Source organism: Adhaeribacter rhizoryzae (genome assembly GCF_008629685.1).
Lineage (GTDB): Bacteria > Bacteroidota > Bacteroidia > Cytophagales > Hymenobacteraceae > Adhaeribacter > Adhaeribacter rhizoryzae.
Genome location: NZ_VWSF01000016.1, coordinates 108,752 through 125,841 on the forward strand (window position 1 = coordinate 108,752; position 17,090 = coordinate 125,841).

The 17,090-nt window shown below is 44.7% G+C and carries 10 protein-coding genes; 2 read left to right on the forward strand and 8 right to left on the reverse strand.

All coding sequences use genetic code 11. From position 1 onward, the window contains the following. Positions 1 to 43: 43 nt before the first annotated feature. Positions 44 to 772, reverse strand: coding sequence for a hypothetical protein (locus F0145_RS18280; protein WP_150090603.1), 729 nt, complete (start codon positions 770 to 772; stop codon positions 44 to 46). A gap of 530 nt (positions 773 to 1,302) precedes the next feature. Between F0145_RS18280 and F0145_RS18285 the strand changes: the two genes are divergently transcribed. After that, a complete protein-coding gene (locus tag F0145_RS18285; protein WP_150090605.1) occupies positions 1,303 to 4,533 on the forward strand; it encodes a PQQ-dependent sugar dehydrogenase in 3,231 nt (1,076 codons plus the stop codon). Positions 4,534 to 4,973: 440 nt separating this feature from the next. On the opposite strand, the gene F0145_RS18290 is transcribed toward F0145_RS18285, so the two are convergent. From F0145_RS18290 to F0145_RS18310, 5 genes are all read right to left on the reverse strand, one after another. Then, positions 4,974 to 6,011: a DUF5013 domain-containing protein gene (locus F0145_RS18290; protein WP_150090607.1), complete on the reverse strand. Its 1,038-nt coding sequence runs from the start codon at positions 6,009 to 6,011 to the stop codon at positions 4,974 to 4,976. 76 nt (positions 6,012 to 6,087) lie between these two features. Next, the gene (locus F0145_RS18295) at positions 6,088 to 7,866 is read right to left on the reverse strand and encodes a RagB/SusD family nutrient uptake outer membrane protein (RefSeq protein ID WP_150090609.1); all 1,779 of its coding nucleotides are present in this window, start codon (positions 7,864 to 7,866) and stop codon (positions 6,088 to 6,090) included. A gap of 95 nt (positions 7,867 to 7,961) precedes the next feature. After that, positions 7,962 to 11,390 (reverse strand): SusC/RagA family TonB-linked outer membrane protein, encoded by a 3,429-nt coding sequence (locus tag F0145_RS18300; protein WP_190277593.1) that lies wholly within the window; start codon positions 11,388 to 11,390, stop codon positions 7,962 to 7,964. Between the two features lie 63 nt (positions 11,391 to 11,453). Then, positions 11,454 to 12,509, reverse strand: a complete 1,056-nt coding sequence (locus tag F0145_RS18305; RefSeq protein ID WP_150090614.1) for a FecR family protein — start codon at positions 12,507 to 12,509, stop codon at positions 11,454 to 11,456. A gap of 453 nt (positions 12,510 to 12,962) precedes the next feature. Next, positions 12,963 to 13,580 (reverse strand): RNA polymerase sigma factor, encoded by a 618-nt coding sequence (locus F0145_RS18310; RefSeq protein WP_150090616.1) that lies wholly within the window; start codon positions 13,578 to 13,580, stop codon positions 12,963 to 12,965. Positions 13,581 to 13,779: 199 nt separating this feature from the next. Here F0145_RS18310 and F0145_RS18315 point away from each other — a divergent pair, with 199 nt between their 5' ends. Beyond that, positions 13,780 to 14,097 (forward strand): hypothetical protein, encoded by a 318-nt coding sequence (locus tag F0145_RS18315; protein ID WP_150090618.1) that lies wholly within the window; start codon positions 13,780 to 13,782, stop codon positions 14,095 to 14,097. Positions 14,098 to 14,517: 420 nt separating this feature from the next. Here F0145_RS18315 and F0145_RS18320 read toward each other — a convergent pair whose 3' ends face one another. Next, on the reverse strand, positions 14,518 to 15,486 hold the full coding sequence (locus F0145_RS18320) for a sugar phosphate isomerase/epimerase family protein (RefSeq protein WP_150090620.1): 969 nt from the start codon (positions 15,484 to 15,486) through the stop codon (positions 14,518 to 14,520). 178 nt (positions 15,487 to 15,664) lie between these two features. Then, positions 15,665 to 16,402: an SDR family oxidoreductase gene (locus tag F0145_RS18325; protein ID WP_150090622.1), complete on the reverse strand. Its 738-nt coding sequence runs from the start codon at positions 16,400 to 16,402 to the stop codon at positions 15,665 to 15,667. Between the last annotated feature and the right edge of the window lie 688 nt (positions 16,403 to 17,090).

The following is a 17,090-nucleotide window of genomic DNA, read 5'->3' on the forward strand; positions in this document are numbered from 1 at the left end:
AAGTAATATTTTATAGTAATTTAAAAACCAGCAGCGGCTAATTTCAGGCAGCCGGCCGATCGTAAAACTGGGTTAATTCCAGAATAGCCTTTTCCCGGTCCTTCCGGAATTGCAGTTTTTGTTCCCGGGCGTGCCGCTGCAGTTCTTTCTTTTTATCTGCCAGCACATTCAGCACCGAACGCTTGTCTTTTACCTGGTAATAAGTATTTTCTTTTCGGATGTAATATTTGGTTTGCTGTTCAAAGCGGCCTTCCATGCCGTACGGCGTGGGTTGTTCCTGTATATTTTTGGTGCGTTTAGCTAAAAACTGAATCTGGCCATCGTGCAGCAAATCGTAAAAACCGGTTTTTAAGGCAGCTAAACTATCTTTTTCCAGCCGGATAAAAGTGTGATCCAGGAAATTGAAATATTTTACTTTCTCGTTTACCAGCGATAACATAAATTCCGAAGTGGGATGCTCCAGCACAATTTTATCCAGCACAATATCGTATAACATGGGCACTTGCGTGTACCAAACGCCATCGTATAAAATACCAGACGAGCTGGGGTCATCGGTCCGGAAAAACTGGTGCCCGGTCAGGTAATATTTATCATAGTTTATGTATTGCGGTCCGTTGTACAGGTGCGATTCGTCGCCGATAGCTTCTTCGTACAAACTGCGGGCATATAGCAACGGCTTTAAAGCGGCAGAATCGGCGGTTTGGGCCAGGGTTTGGCCGCAAAAGCTAATTCCCCAAAAAAAGCAGCAAGTAAATGTTAAATAAAATTTCATTTTAAAGAGAATAGCTCGGAGGTAAAATATTGGAATTTCTAAATTCCCTTAAATATATCAATTTAATATGTTTTTAAGACTAAACAGGAATGTTTCTGTTGGCTATAAATGTAGAATTTTGGTATTATAAATATTTACGGACTGGCACGGATGGCCAAGCTTTAAAATACGAAGCTGCCAATGTTTATTTAAAGTCCTTTCTGAGGTTGCAGACTAGGAATAAATATAATTTATCAAGAGTTGATCGTTTAAATAGCTGCTTTGGGTTTTTAGCTTGAAATGCGGCGTTAGTTATTTTATAAAAGCAATATTTTCTGGATTTTTTGGAATATTATTCTATAAACCTGGAATTTAGCAAAAGGCTTGGTTGTTCAACCAGAAGGCTTGTTATTTAACCTGCTTAATAAATTAACGGTAATAAATATTAAGCTCATCTTGATTGCTTTATAGGCAATCTGCTCCAAAACAAGTATTTTAGCAATATTTTTCTATCTTTTAATGGTGTACGGTTTAAGACCAATTATTTTTTCATGAAACCCAAAAATATTAGTATTTCGGATTACCGAAAAAGTATTTTCCCGGTAGCGCGTTGGTATGCGCTGGCGGCTTTAATATTATTGTCTACGGTGGGGCTCTTGTCGTTCCGGAGCACCCAGCAAAAAATATTGATTTTCTCGAAACCGGCCGGTGCCGAGGCTTCCCGCCAGGCCCATTTGGCATTGCTCCAGAAGCTAAGCGATGGGCGCAAAATAACTGTTGATACCACCGCTAACCCCGCTTATTTTTCCGAAGATTCTTTAAAAGCCTATAATGCGGTGGTTTTTCTGCATGCACCCTTAGAAGCGTTGGATTACCGCCAGCAAGCTGATTTGGAACGTTATGTGCAAGCCGGCGGCGGCGTAATGGCTTTAAATGCGGCTACCGATACGGTGCGTAACTGGCCCTGGTACCAAAGTTTAAATGCAGCCCGTTTAAAAGCAGCCAAGCCTTTGTGGGAAGCCAAGTACGATGGTGGCCGGGTATATTTTGCGCAATTGGGTGCCGATGCCGCTGCTAAAAACCTGGAAAGTACCCTGGCGAAAGGCCTGAAGTTTGTTGCCGGCAAAGGTAACCTGAACTACAGCAAAGCCACCACCGACCGCGTGCCCGAACCTAACCGCTTTGTAACCGAGGTGCTCGAAACTTACATGTACGAGCCCATGGAAATGGTTATTTTTAAAGATGGCCGCGTGCTGTATTTAGAGCGCCGGGGCAACGTAAAACTCTACGACCCTAAGAAAAGAACATCCCGCGTAATTGCCAAGTTTGATGTAAGCATTACGGGTAACTACGAAGACGGTATGCTAGGCGTAGCCCTGGACCCGAACTACGAAAAAAACCACTGGATTTACATTAACTACTCACCGGCCGGCGATATTCCGAAACAGAACGTATCACGTTTCGAAATGATCGGCGATAGCCTGAATATGAAATCCGAGAAAATTGTGCTGGAAATACCTACCCAGCGCGAAACCTGCTGCCACTCCGGCGGCCATTTGGAGTTTGGCCCGAACGGCGATTTGTATATTTCTTCCGGCGATAACACCAGCTCGAAAGAGTCAGATGGTTTTAGCCCGATTGATGAGCGCCCGGGCCGGATGCCGTTTGATGCCCAGAAATCTTCGGGTAATACCAACAGCCTGACCGGTAAAATATTGCGCATTCACCCCGAGCCGGACGGCTCTTACACCATTCCGGAAGGTAATTTATTCCCGAAAGGAACGCCCAACACCAAACCCGAAATTTACGCCATGGGTACCCGTAACGCGTTCCGGTTTACCGTAGACCAGCGCAACGGCTACGTATATTGGGGCGATGTTGGTCCGGATGGCGGCGTAACCAACGAGCGCGGCCCGCAAAGCTACGACGAGTGGAACCAGGCCCGGAAAGCCGGCAACTTTGGCTGGCCTTACTTTGTGGGTAATAATTTTGCTTACGCCGATTTTGATTTTGCCACGAATAAAATTGGTCCGAAGTTTAACCCCGAAAAACCGGAAAATACTTCGCCTAACAATACCGGTCAGAAAATATTGCCGCCGGCCCAGAAACCCATGATCTGGTATCCGTATGGGGTATCGCGCGAGTTTCCGGAGTTAGGTAAAGGTTCGCGCAGCGCCATGGCCGGCCCCGTTTATTACGCCGATAATTATCCGGCTGCCAGTCGTTTTCCGAAATATTACGATGGCAAGCTCTTTATTTACGAGTGGGCCCGGAGCTGGGTAAAAGTAATTTCTTTTGATAAAGATAAAAACCTGGCCAAAATAGAGCCTTTCCTGCCCGAGCAAGAATGGTACAAGCCCATTGATATGAAATTTGGTCCGGACGGTGCTTTGTATGTATTGCAATACGGCGCTAATTATTTCGAACACAACCCGGATTCCCGTTTAATAAAAATTACTTACTCCGAAGGTAACCGTCAGCCAATTGCTAAAATTACGGCGGATAGAACCGTAGGAGCCGCTCCATTAACTGTTAATTTATCGGCGGCCCAATCTTTCGACTACGATAAAAACGATAAGCTGAATTATAGTTTTGACTTTGGTAACCAAAGCGGCACCAGCAATAACCAGCCAACCGCTTCGGTTACGTATACCAAACCCGGTATTTACCGGCCATCGGTTACGGTTACCGATGCCGAGGGTAAGAAAACCATTGCCGATTTGGAAGTGAAAGTAGGGAACGAGCCGCCGCAGGTTACGGTAGATTTAGGTAAAGGCAACCGCAGTTTTTACTTCGATAACCAGAAACTGAACTACCAGGTAAAAGTAACCGACAAAGAAGACGGTACGCTGCAAAAAGGCGTAGATCCGGCCAATGTATTTTTCTCTTTTGATTACCTGAAAGTAGGCCGCGATTTGGCTTTGCTGGCTTCGAATACTCAAATGACCGGCGGTTTTAAATATTTGCGCGGCAAAACTTTGGTAGCCAACAGCGATTGTAAGTCCTGCCACGATGTAAGCAAGAATTCGATTGGCCCAAGCTACATAGCGGTGGCGGAGCGTTACCGCGGTAAAACTGGTTCCGAAGATATGCTGGCAACCAAAATTATTAAAGGCGGAAACGGCACCTGGGGCAAAAATATGATGGCCCCGCACCCGCAGCACACCAAAGAAGAAACCACCGAAATGGCCCAATATATTTTGTCGTTGAGTAACAAGCAAAATATTGGTATGCCGCTGCAGGGTACGGTTACTACTTCGGAGCACGTGGGCGCACCGCGTCCCGGGGCTTACGTAATCCGGGCAAGTTACGCCGATAAAGGCAACCAGCCCATTGGCAGCTTAACCGGTTCTACGGTACTCTTATTGCGTAGCCCTAAAATTCAGGCCGAAGAATTTGACTTAACCAAAAATATTGGCCGCCGGCACATTGATGGCAGCGACTTTACTTTTGTAACCGATGTGCAAAACGGCTCTTACCTGGGGCTGAATAAAATAGACTTAACCGCCATTAGCAAGCTGACGTTCCGGGGCGGTGCCCGGCAGGCCGGTAGCCGCATCGAAATCCGGCAGGGCTCACCGGATGGCAAACTGCTGGCTACGGCCGCGGTACCCGTTACGCCAAAGGAAGAAGATATGCAAACCTTTAGCGCGAATATTGCCAACCCCGGCGAACCGCAGGATTTATACCTGGTGTTCCGGAACGATAACGTGAAAAATAATTTACTGCAGCTTGACTGGGTTAATTTTGAAAGCGGGCAATCAACCGCATCTAATAAATAATTTAATAATAAAAAAGAATTCAGAAGCGGGTTAACAGCCCGCTTTTGTTTTTTACCCGAATGGGGGCTGCACCTGTAGGTTTATTTACAGAATTTAATATATTAAACAATCAGCGTATTTGCTGCCAAAGCTGTTAAAGCTGAATTATTCTTCTGGTATTAAGATGTTTTATATTGCATGTATTACGGATTTACGCGTAAACAGAATTAGCACATAGATATAGATTTTAATATTTATCCTGGCCAATTTATCCGTGTAAATTGTAAACCTACCTAAACAAAAAAGCCAGATTCAGCGGGTTGAATCTGGCTTTTTGTTTGAGTCCTATTCTGTTAGAGGTTAGTACCATATCCAGAATAACTTATTAGCAAAACACTTCTGCTGCCGTTAGTTGTATTAATATTAAACTTGCAGCAGGTGTGCCTTAATGGGTTTAGTTCTTACTCGAAAATATTAAGAAACTGCGTTAGCTTTACTTGCTTTATCCGGAAATATTGCGATTCCTGGACAAAATTAGCGGAAATACCAAAGGAAACTGTTTTCTTGGTATCAAGGGTAAATGTTGCTTTGGGCGCATCAAAAGGAGCTGCTGCCAAGGCAGTTGTTACATCGGTAGCATCGGGCAGCGTATTGCCTTCGGCTACGGCTACAAAGGCCTGGTCTCTTACGGTATAGCCGGGGCTACCATCAAACGAAACAATTTCGAACAAGTATTTACCGGCCGGCAGCTCTGCTGTTTGGTAAATTTTACCGTTTGGTATGGCCGGGGTACCCCAGCGCTCTAAAGACATCCAGCCGCCGTTGTTAAAGCTATCGAAACCGCCCTTGGTGCCGTTTTCCATGTTTTTTACCGCGTCATTTACCATCCAATCGGCCAATAAGCCAAAGCGCGAACTGGCACCCACATCGGAGCGCTTAAAAGGATTACCGGCATTTTTTACATACTTTGCGGTAACATCAACACTCCGGTCAGCAAAATTATTAACGTCCAGTAAAATATTGGCCGTGGCGAGTTGCTCATTTAACTCATATTGGCTTGGGTTGGCAATTCTGATACGCAGGCCTAGTTTTTTACCTTTGTTTTCATCCAGCACCGCTTTGGGTATGGTTAAATAAAAGCTACCGGCAGCTTTACCCGCCGGAACCTCTATGTGCGTGCCCGACAGCAAATCGCTGGCTAAGGGAATGGTACCCGCCGGTAAATTACTGTTTTCCGAAATTATTTCTACTGAATAAGCTTCCCGGGCCTGGTTGCCGGAACGGCTAATGCCCAGCAATGCTTTAATTACTTTGCGCTCTTTATCAATAATAACATTGCCCGGCGTTAGGTTTATGGTACCACCGTTTACCTGGGTTATGTACACTTTAGGGGGTATGCTCTCCAGGCTTTTTAATTCGTCTTTCTCGCAGGAGCTCAGAAAGAGCAGGTTACAGGCGAAAACGCCTAAGGTTATTTTTTTGAATAAATATTTCATCATGAATTCTTTTATGTATTTATATCTATTTCCAGAAGGATGCTACCGGCTTGGTGATAGCCAGTAGCATCCAATAATATTACCAGCCCGGATTTTGTACCATTTGTTTATTGCGGTCAATTTCGGATTGCGGAATGGGCCATAAGTAATGTCTGTCGTCGAATACCCGGTTCTCAAATACACTTCTTTTGTAGAATGAGGCGTCGGTAAAGCTGTTGCCGGCGCTTACATTCATACCGTACATTGGGCCACCATCGGTTTGTTCGGCAATTTTCCAGCGGCGGGTATCAAACAAGCGGTGTCCTTCAAAAGCTAGTTCCACCTGGCGTTCGAGGCGGATTCTTTCGCGCATTTGCTCTTGCGATAAGCCGCTGGGTAAAGCAGGTAAACCCGCCCGTTCCCGTACCAGGTTTACGTACTTGGCAATATCGGCGTGGCCGGGCTCAACTTCGTTCAGGGCTTCGGCATAATTCAGGTACATCTCACCTAACCGGAAGAAAATCCAGGCTTGTGGCGTGAACCGGCCGTTTTGTATATCGCTGTTGGGGCTCACAAATTTGGTTACCAGGTAGCCGGTTTCGGTATGGTCGTGAGAGCCATTTTTACCGGAGCGGCCGGTGGCGTACAGTTCAACTTTAATAATATTGGTGCCGGAAGCGCCTTTGTATTTCCATTCGGCACCATTATACAATATCGAAACATAAAAGCGGGGTTCCCGGCCTACGTACATGTTCCAGGTGCCGGGTTTGGTAAATTCAGTGGTGCCAGTAGAAAAACCTTCTTCTACATAACCAGAGCCTTCTTCGTGTATAAGCTTGCCATTGGCCATGTGGTAGGCATCTACTAATTGCTGGGTGGGGCTGGAGCCATTCCAGCCGGTTGCCTGGCGTGGCGCAGCATGTTTCTGCCAGCCGTTGCCGTCGTTAGCTGGCCGGGCCCAGATTACTTCTTTGTTCCACCGGTCAAAAAATAAATCCTGATAAGACAAGTACGGGTCAAAAACGCCGGCTGCATTATTCTTTTTAAACAAGCCTTCGGGCATCATGTCTATTACTACTTTAGCCGCATCAGCCGCCTTTTTCCATTTGTTAGCATCGTAAGTAGTACTTACCAGTTGCTTGCCATCCGGATTCTTAAAGTTGGCGTACTCCTGGTTACCGTTCCATAAAGGGCTGGCTGCATAAAGCAGTACCCGCGATTTTAAGGCTTGCGCAAACCGCTGATCGGCCCGGCCGTATTCCGTATTAACTGATTGCTTAATGGGCAAGTCTTTAATAGCGGCATCCAGTTCGCTGATAATATAATCTACCCCCTCATCGTAAGAATTGCGGGGCACCTGGGTTTCAGAAACCTGTACATCTACCGGAATTTCTTCCTGTAAAATAGGCACCGGACCAAACTGGCGCATTAAATTATAATAATAAAAAGCGCGTATGGCGCGCGCTTCGGCCTTAAACTGCGTGGTTATACCGGGGTTATTTTTATCGCATTCTTTGCACTCGTTTATCCGGTTCATAAATACTGTAGCCGACCGGATGCCGCGGTAATACCGCGAGAAGGTATTATAAGGAACGTTGGTAGAGTTCCAGCTACCGTTGTTAATATTATTGGCGCCCACACCGGTCCAGACAAAATCAGCTTCGTCTGAAACCGGCGATAAATTTTCGTAAGGGTTGGCTTCGTCCATTACGTAGCTGTACACATTAGCCAGGTAGCTTTTAGCTTCTGCTTCGTTGGTAAATACCTGGTCCATGGTAAGCATATCGTCCGGCTGCTTGTCGAGGAAATCGCCGCAGGAAAAGAAGGATACACTGCCCGCCAGGAGCAGCATATTCAGGTATGATTTATATTTAAACATGTCTATTTTAAATTTAAGTTACTATTAGGAGTTTCTAGCCGGCGCCGAAGCTATGTCTAAGGGCCAGCCGTTTTGCTCAAAAAACAATGTTCTGCTTATAAATTCAGGTTAATACCGGCGTTAAAGTTGCGCTGAATAGGATAAGCCGAGCCGTTGCCGTTACCCAATTCGGGGTCCCAGTAATCGAACTTGCTCCAGGTGAATAAATTAAAGCCCGATACATAAATGCGAAGGGTATTAATTTTTAACCGTTGCGTTATTACTTTTGGAATGGTGTAGCCCAATTCGGTTGTTTTCAGGCGCAGGTAACTGGCATCGCGCTGCCACCAGGTAGAACTGCGGTAATTATTGGTGTTGGGGCCAAACGAAAGCCGCGGAAACAACACATCCTGGCTGGGGTTTTCCGGGGTCCAGCGGTCTAAAGCATTCTCGTTTAAGTTGCCGCGCAGCCCGCCTTGTACAAACGGAAACCAGCCGTTACCACTCAGCATAAAATCCATATTACCGGTGCCCTGGAAGAAAGCCGATAAGTCGAAGCCTTTGTAGTTTAATGTGGTACCGAAACCATACACAATTTCCGGGGTAGATGGGTTACCAATAGCTACTTCGTCGAAAGCATTAACAACGCCATCGCCGTTTATATCTTTGTACTTCAGATCGCCGGGACGTACCGGGCCAAAAGTGTGCGTGGGCGAAGCATTAATATCTTCCTGGTCTTGGAACAAACCATCGGCAATTAAACCAAAAGGCTGATTTAACCTTTTACCTTTCCGGTTCTGGTAAGTATAAGCCCAATCTGGTTCGTCGTTGTTCAAGAGGTTATTGCGGGCAAAGGTGTAGTTTCCGCGCAGGGTAACATCTACCTGTCCAATTTTTTTCCGGTATTCCAGTGTGGCATCAATGCCCTGGTTTTCGAATTCGCCCAGGTTACCCCAAGGATTGTTTTGTAAACCCATTATGGCCGGCAAGGCATTGCGCTGCAGGAAAATACCGGTCCGGTGCCGTTTAAATACATCAGCCTGCAAGTAGAACCCGCGCAGGAAGCGGGCCTCGATGCCCACGTTTATTTCCCGCTCTCTTTCCCAGGTCAGGTTAGCGCCCCACTGGTCTTCGCCGCGGCCGTTAAAGCCATTTTGGTTGGCATCGCCGAAGGTATAGCCACCATTGCCGGTACCTACCGTAGTAATATAGGCAAATCTCCGGACCGAACCATTAGACTGGCCCAGCTGGTCGTTGCCTTTGTAACCGAACGAACCCCGGAACTTTAAGAAATCTACCAGATTAATGTTGTTTTTAAAGAAAGGTTCTTCCGAAACAATCCAGCCCAGGGCATAAGCCGGGAAGAAGCCATAACGGTGACCTTTGGCAAAGTTTTCGGAGCCATTGTAGCCGGCGTTAAATTCGGCGAAATACCGCTCTTTAAAACCATACGATACCCGGCTTACCAAACCCTGCAACCGGAAAGGCAGCGCGTTAATAGCATTGGCGGCATCGCCTACCTGGTAATCTTGCTGATTATACAATACTAAACCCGCTATGGTGTGGTTACCAAAGGTGCGGTCGTAGTTAATATTGGCCTGGGTGTAAATCCGTCGGTTACCGCCCGAATTCCGGTTATAAGGTAAGTCGTCTACGCCATCGTAAAATTTGGTTAAGATCAGGTTGCCGTTGGCATCCCGGCCATTCAGGGCCCAGCGGTCGCCGGAGTCATCGTTGCTGCCTCTTACGCGTTGTATGTTGTGGTAATTATAACCATCAAACGCAAACTTGCCCATCAGCTTTAAGCCTTTTACAAACCGGCTTAAATCGTGGCGCAAAGTCAAATCCGATTGAATATTGTTCCGCCATTCGGTGGTAAAACCGGCGCCGGTCAGGTGTTGGTAAGGGTTACCAATACCGTTCACGCCACCATATATTATTTTGTTCGGGTTAGTAGGATCTGGGTAAAATGGTGCGTAGCCAATAGGCGTGTTCATCATAATACCACCGTTGTTGCCCCAAATATCGGCGGCGCTCCGGCCCGGGTAGTTAGAGGTAACCAAAATACCGCCAATGCCTAAACTCAGCTCCGTGTCTTTGTTCAGGTTAATATCGGTGTTGGCCCGGAAGTTATAGCGCTTCAGCTTAATATTGGTATTATAAGTATTCAGGTTATCGCCTTTCCAGATGCCGTCTTCGTCGTAGTAAGTAGCCGAAACAAAATATTTAGCCACATCGCCGCCACCGGTAATATTTAAGTTGGCCCGCTGGTTATTAGACCAATCTTTCATCATCATATCCATCCAGTTTACATTAGGATATAAATAAGGATCTTCGCCAGAGCGGGTTTTTTCGATGTATTCCGGCGTATAAGGCGTTACAAAATTGGGGTTTGTGGCTAGCTGCGCCTCGTTGTACAGTTCCAGGTAAGTAGGACCGTCTACCAAATCGGGTAGCATGGTAGCCCCCACAATGCCTCTTTCTACTTTCAGGCTAATGCTGGGCTTTTCTTTGGTGCCCCGGCGGGTAGTAACCAGAATTACCCCGTTGGCTCCCCGTATACCATACACCGCCGTAGCGGCGGCATCTTTTAAAATAGAGAAAGTTTCTATTTCTTCCGGTTCTATGTTGCTAATGGGGCGTTCTACCCCGTCTACCAGAATTAAGGGATTGGCGCCGCCGCCAAAAGTACTTACTCCCCTAATCCAGAACTGTGCATCGTCGTAACCGGGTTCGCCGCTCCGTTGTACGGCAATAACGCCCGCTACTTTACCGGCCAGCGCATTTTGCAGGTTACGGGTAGGGGTAGTTATTTCTTTAACTTTCACCGTAGAAATGGCACCCACTACGCTTTCTTTTTTCTGCTCACCGTAAGCAACTATCTGCACTTCTTCTAAAGAACTGGCATCTACCTCCAGGGCCACATTTACCTGGGTGCGGTTGTTAATAGCTACTTCCTGTGTTTTATAACCTACAAAAGAAAACACCAGCGTGGCGTTATTTTCAGCTACTACCAGCGAATAATTACCATCGGTAGTGGTGGCAGTACCATTGGTGGTGCCCTTTACCAAAACGGTAACACCAGGCAAAGGCGAATTATCTTCTTTGGCCGTTACCTTGCCCTTTACGGTAATTTGTTTTGCATCGGTGGTGCTGGCTGGTGCGGCAGTAGTTACGGGCGTGGCCAGTTGTTGAATGACAAAGTAGTTCTCAGCGGCTTTTTTTACACCAAGGTTTAAAGGCGCTAATAATACCTTTAACTCTGCTTCTAACCGGCCTTTTTTAATATCTGAGCCAGATTTCGCGATGTACTTGTGCTGAATAAGTTCCGGGTCGTACATAAACCTGACTTTCTGCGTAGTTTCCAGCCGGTTTAGCACCTCCTGCAATGTATAAGATGCTTTGTTGGCCTGAACCGTGTGGGTTTGCCGGGTATTGGCAGCCACACTGCTAAAAGAAACCTGCTGGGCCTGTACCCAGGGCAGACTAAAAGCCAGCCCAATGGCCGTGGTAAGCCATTTTTTCTTGCGTAATGTTTGTTTCATAAAACTTGTTTGTGGTGAATATAAAATCAGGATGGCCACCATACATAGCCATCGTGGGTAATGCTATTTGGTGGCGGGTAAATCCGGCGCCGGTGTTTTACTTTTAATTAAAATATTATTTCCTTCTTGCTTAATATTAAGGTTGTAACCATCCTGGAGCCCTAAAAACAAAACCGATAAGTCATCGGCCGGAACAGTGCCGGTAAACTTTCGCTGCAGGATGCCCAGGTCTTCGGTCGTGATCTGCAGGTTGTAATTATCCCGGAGTAGCTGAAATATATTTTCCAGGCTTTCGGCTTTAAAGCTGAGTAAATTATTTTTCCAGGCCAGATAGTGTTCAGGGTCAACGGTTTCTCTGGTAAAGGTGGTGCCTTGGTGGTAGGTAACAAAGTCGCCGGGTTTTAGCAGCAAGGGTTTTTCGGCATTTTTAAGGCCCAGGCTAATTTTACCGGTCTGCAACAACACCTTTACGGCCTGGCGGCGGTGGTTTACGTTAAAGGTGGTGCCCAGCACTTTAATATTTACCTTGCCGGCATGCACAATAAATTTCTGTTTGTTTTGCTTAGGTTGAATACTAAAGAATCCTTCCCCGGTAAGCCAAACCTCCCGATCCTGATCAGAGCCCCAATTATCATAATACCTAATGTTGCTATTGGCATTTAATAAAATTTTAGAGCCGTCCGGCAGCCGGAATTCTTTCCGTTCACCAAAGGTGGTAGCTAGGGTAACCGGCGTTGGGTTTTTCAGCCAGAACCAATACAAAGCGCCTGAAACTAATAATAGGGTAATCATGGCCGCTGCCGCAAACCATGGCCGCCGGTAATTATTCAGGCTATAAACCCGGGCTGGTTCGGGGTTAGGTAAGCTGGCACGGGTAGTTTCTATTCTTTGCCAGAGCTGCTTTACTCTTGCTTCCGAAAAGTTATTTTGGGGTTGATTCAGGCTTAAAACAAGTTCCCGTGCCTTTTCTATTTCAACCTGCTTACCTGGATTTTCCCGGAGAAAGTTCGTCCAGAAAGTGGTTTGGGCCGAATCATTTTCAACTACCCAGAGCCAAAATTTTTCGTCGTTGGCAAAGTCGTCGGCAGCATAATATTTGTACTTATCAGTTGGCTCCATGTGGTAGTAACGTGGCGTGGTGCTTTTATTAGAACAGACACACTGCTACTTCTTTTTTGGACAAGTATTTAAATATATTTTTAAAATATATGAATTTACTAAGTAATATTTTAAAGAATTGCGATAATAGAAAAGATATGCCCTTTTTTATGAATAAAATATAAAGAAATAAGCTGCAAGTATATTCATTAGTTAAGCATGCGCGAAACTTACGAGAGGTGTTCTTATTTTAATGAGTAAGATTAGATTTAATAGGGTGAGGTTAAAAATTGTGGCAGACGTTTAGGCCAAGAATAAATTTGCGGGAAGTAAGCACGAAATTATTGAAATATTAAACTTTTATAAGCGCTACTGTTAAAGTTGTACTAGGAACGGTCAAGCTCATTCTTCAAAATTACGTTAAACGCCAATTGCGCATGTTTACAATTAATGCGGGGTATGTAGGAAGAAAAACTAAATAGGAGGGAAGGACAGGAAAATCAGGGTAAACAAATTTAAAAAGTTACTCTTCGCATTCTTCTTAAGAATATCTAAGCCCCGGCTAATTAATTTATATACGTTATCGGGTTTCAGGCCCATTATCCCGGAAATCTCCTGACACGATAAATTATTGTAGTACTTTAGTTCAATGGCCTGGCGCTGGTTGCCGGTAAGCAGGCCAAAAGCATTATCAATATACGCTTTACGTTCCTCTTCTTCCTGCCAGTTTATGTAATTGGTTTCGGCAGAATTTTCGGCAGCGTGGTTATTAGTTTCGGTAGTTAATTCCTGCGGAACAAATATTTCGCGTCTTTTTAGCAGTTCCCGGAATATGCGCCGCTTAACTGCCGAAAACAAATAAAACTTAACCGATAGCGGCACCGCCAGTTTACTTTTATGCTGCCACAAATAAATAAAAAGGTTATGAATGGTATCTTCTATTAGCACTTCATCCTTAGTATATTTTTTGGCATAACTATAAATAACCTGGATGTGTGTTTCGTAAAGCCGGGCAAAAGCCAATTCATCTCCATTCTGAAACCGAACCCATAATTCTATGGCATCCTCTGGCTGTGGGGGACTTATTTTCATGCTGAAGTAATAATAGCGGCTCCTACTTTATTTTATTATTGATGCAGAACTAAGTAAGCTTGCCGTAAGATACAATATTTAACTATAACTCTTTGTATTTATACGGGTAAGAATAATAATTTATATTGTATTAATACTGGTAATGATGAGCCATAAATATAGATTAAGCGTATAAGATATAAACTTTAAAATATTGATAATGAGGACTTTTATTTTAACCTTAATAGCGGGCTTATTTACACTGCTAAGTAACCAGGTAGCTGCCCAAACCACCGAAACAACGCCGGCCCAGACTGCCCCCGTGCAAACATCTGACCCGCAACAGGATAAACAACGCTTAGACGATGCCAAAAGACAAGCGCGGGAAGCCAAAAAAGAAGCCCGGAGAACCGAAGAACTAGACGATGCCGCCGATAAAATGGCTAAGCAAACCCAGAAAGCTGCTAAAACCGAAGCGCGTGCCCAACGTGCCCGTAAAAAAGCCGATAAAGCTGCCCGCAAAGCCAGCGATTTCTAAAATAGAAATTTAGCCGTAAGCTTATTTATTTCTACAAAACCTGACTTTGCATTTTTACAAATAAAGCCTCCGGTATTTTATATCGGAGGCTTTGTTTTGCCGGAATATTTATTGAATACTACTATCAAATAGAAAATGCGCATTAACTCTCATGTTAATATTTTCTAAAAAACGACCGCGCTTTAAGGCTATCCTTTTATGCAATTAAAAGCGAAGTATTATTTGATGATGGTGTTATGAATTGATTATAGGTGCTAAACTTAAAAACCAGATTCAGGCTAGGCTAAATCTGGTTTTTAAGTAAGTAAAATACTGACTAGTGCTTGTCCAAGTTAATATTCAGCAAACTTATCCATCAAATAAGACATTACTGACCGAGTTAATGGTAATTTTTAATGCATAATTTGGCGGAGCACCAGGCTATACGGTTAAGCCGGCCAAATAATTATAGTTCATGCGCATACTCTCGATAGAAGGACGGGTAAAGCTTTCCTGCTCTACTAAGTAATGTTTCATGCCGGCTTCTTTGGCAGCTTTTAATATTTGCTGGTAATTAATAGCGCCGCTACCAATTTCGGTATTTTTAGATTTGTCTTGCTTGTCCATGTCTTTCACGTGGCACAACGGGAACCGGTTAGGATATTTGCTGAAGTAAGCCAACGGATCTTGTCCGCCGTTTACTACCCAGAAAAGATCCAGTTCGTATTTTACCAGCTCCGGATCGGTGTTCTCCAGCAAATAATCATATACCATTACATCGCCAATTTTTTCGAACTCAAAAGCGTGGTTGTGGTAGGCAAACTGTAAGCCGGCGTTTTTGGCAGTTTCGCCCGATTTATTAAACAATTCGGCGGTGCGTTTTAGGTCGTCGGTGGTTTTGCGCAGGCTGCCGTCCAGCGAAGAACAAGTAATATATTTCTGTCCGGTTTCGGCTGCTTTGGCTGCTAATTCCGGGAAATTCTGCATCAGGTTGGCCTGCTGCCAGGCACCCGGTTTGCTGTCTTTGTTACCGGAACCTACGTGGCTGCTAACCAGGGTAATGCCCATATCGCGCAGCATATCACCAAAAGCTTTGGCTTCCATGCCATAATAATGGCCTTGCTGGCCCGGATACGATTCGGCTTCGGTGTAACCAATACTGGCCAGTTGCTGCAAGGTGCCTTTCAAATCTTTTTCCAGTACATCTTTTACCGAATACAACTGCAGACCAATAGCGCCCAGGTTGCCTTTAGCGGCATTGTTGGCTCCGGCGTCAGCAGAATCGGCAGCGGCGGTTTCGTTTTCAGCACCAGCTTCGGTGTTGGTTTTCGGCGAATTACAGGCGGGCAATAACAAGGTGCCAAGGGCAAAAGCGCCGGCATGTTTCAAAAAGTTTCTTCTGTTCTTCATTAATTTTTTGAGGTGAACGTTAAGGTTAGCAATATTTTAAAAACGTAATCGGCACGGTTAAATATTAAGACCGGAAAGATAAGAGAAAATCTGTTTTCTTGCGAAAGCAATAATATTTTACCAACTCAACAGAAAAAGTAGTTGATGGCCTGATATAGTGGCAGCGGCTAATATTAATTTAAGAAGGATTTACTTGTTTAAACATCCGGTCTATTTCTTCGCGCGAAGCAGCCCGTACTTGTTCGGCGGTGCCGTAGCCCAGTTCCAGTTCTTCGCGCTCTAAACCTTGCATAACAGCATCGGCAAACTCGGGCAGTGGCACACCAAAATCGTGCAAACCGGGGCCGCCCAAATCGGTTTGTACGCCCGGCGGTACTATTTCAAATACCTGAATGCGGGGTTTGCTTAACTGATGCCTTAACGATAAGGTAAAAGAATGAATGGCGGCTTTGGTAGCGCTGTAAACCGGTATCCAGGTAGCCGGCACAAAAGCCACAATAGACGAAATATTGATAATGGCCGGGTGGTACTGGTTGCGCAGCAACGGAATAAACAAGACCGATAAATGGATAGGCGCTTCGAGGTTTACCATAATTTCCTGGTGGGTTTCGCTCCAATCTTCTTCGTACTCGGCAAAACGCAGGCGGCGCTGAATACCGGCATTATTAACCAATATATTTACTTCCGGAAACTGCGTTTTAATTTTATGGAACAAGGCTATTCTATCTGCTTCCTGCCCAACATCGCACTGTAAGGTTTGCAGTTGCGGATGCGCCTGCTGGGCCTCTGTCAAGGCTTCCTGACTCAGATCGCAAATAATTACTTTGCTACCGGCCTGCAAAAAACGTTCGGCTAAAGCTAAGCCTATGCCGGAAGCACCACCGGTAATTAAAACTGTGTTAGCAGAGAGGTTCATATACTATAATATTAAGATAGTTATCTGTGCTGCTTTACCTTGTACGATGGCGGCGGCAATAAAGGCAAACAAAAATAATATTAATAGCGGCAGTTACTTTTGGGTTTAGCCAGGCAAGCCGGGTTAGTAGCAGCAAATTAAACGCTATAGCAAGGTTAGCTATAATATTGAATTATTAAGGCCGGTAATAAAACCAGATAATCTAAATATACTAAATATTAACGGATTTTTACAACGATACTGAATATGGTAACAGTATCTTTGGCTGGTTCAGGAAACATCAAGCGCCAGATAAATTCCGGTTTTTAATTCCTATTCAGCTTACCGCTTAAATCAAATATTAGCTTGCTGCTTAAGGGTACAGCAGCTTAAAAGTAAATGTAAGATCTATCTAAAAACATGCGCAATATGTTGTGTAAATTAGATAAAATTATATATTTGGTGAGGATTGATGTAATAACACGATTATCAGAATATTAGGGGCTTGTGCCGGCCCTAAAATAGTGTTGTAACAATAGCTTAACTCCAGGTTATTTCTGCTACAGATAAATACAGGCTGTTTATCTGTAGCAGAAAGATATTTTTTCAAATTCTCTTTAGTGCCTTATTACCAAAGCAGTAGCTTTTAACGGCTGTAATAAGGAACAAGTACAAAGCTTTCAGGGTGTATCAGGATTATCTTATAGCA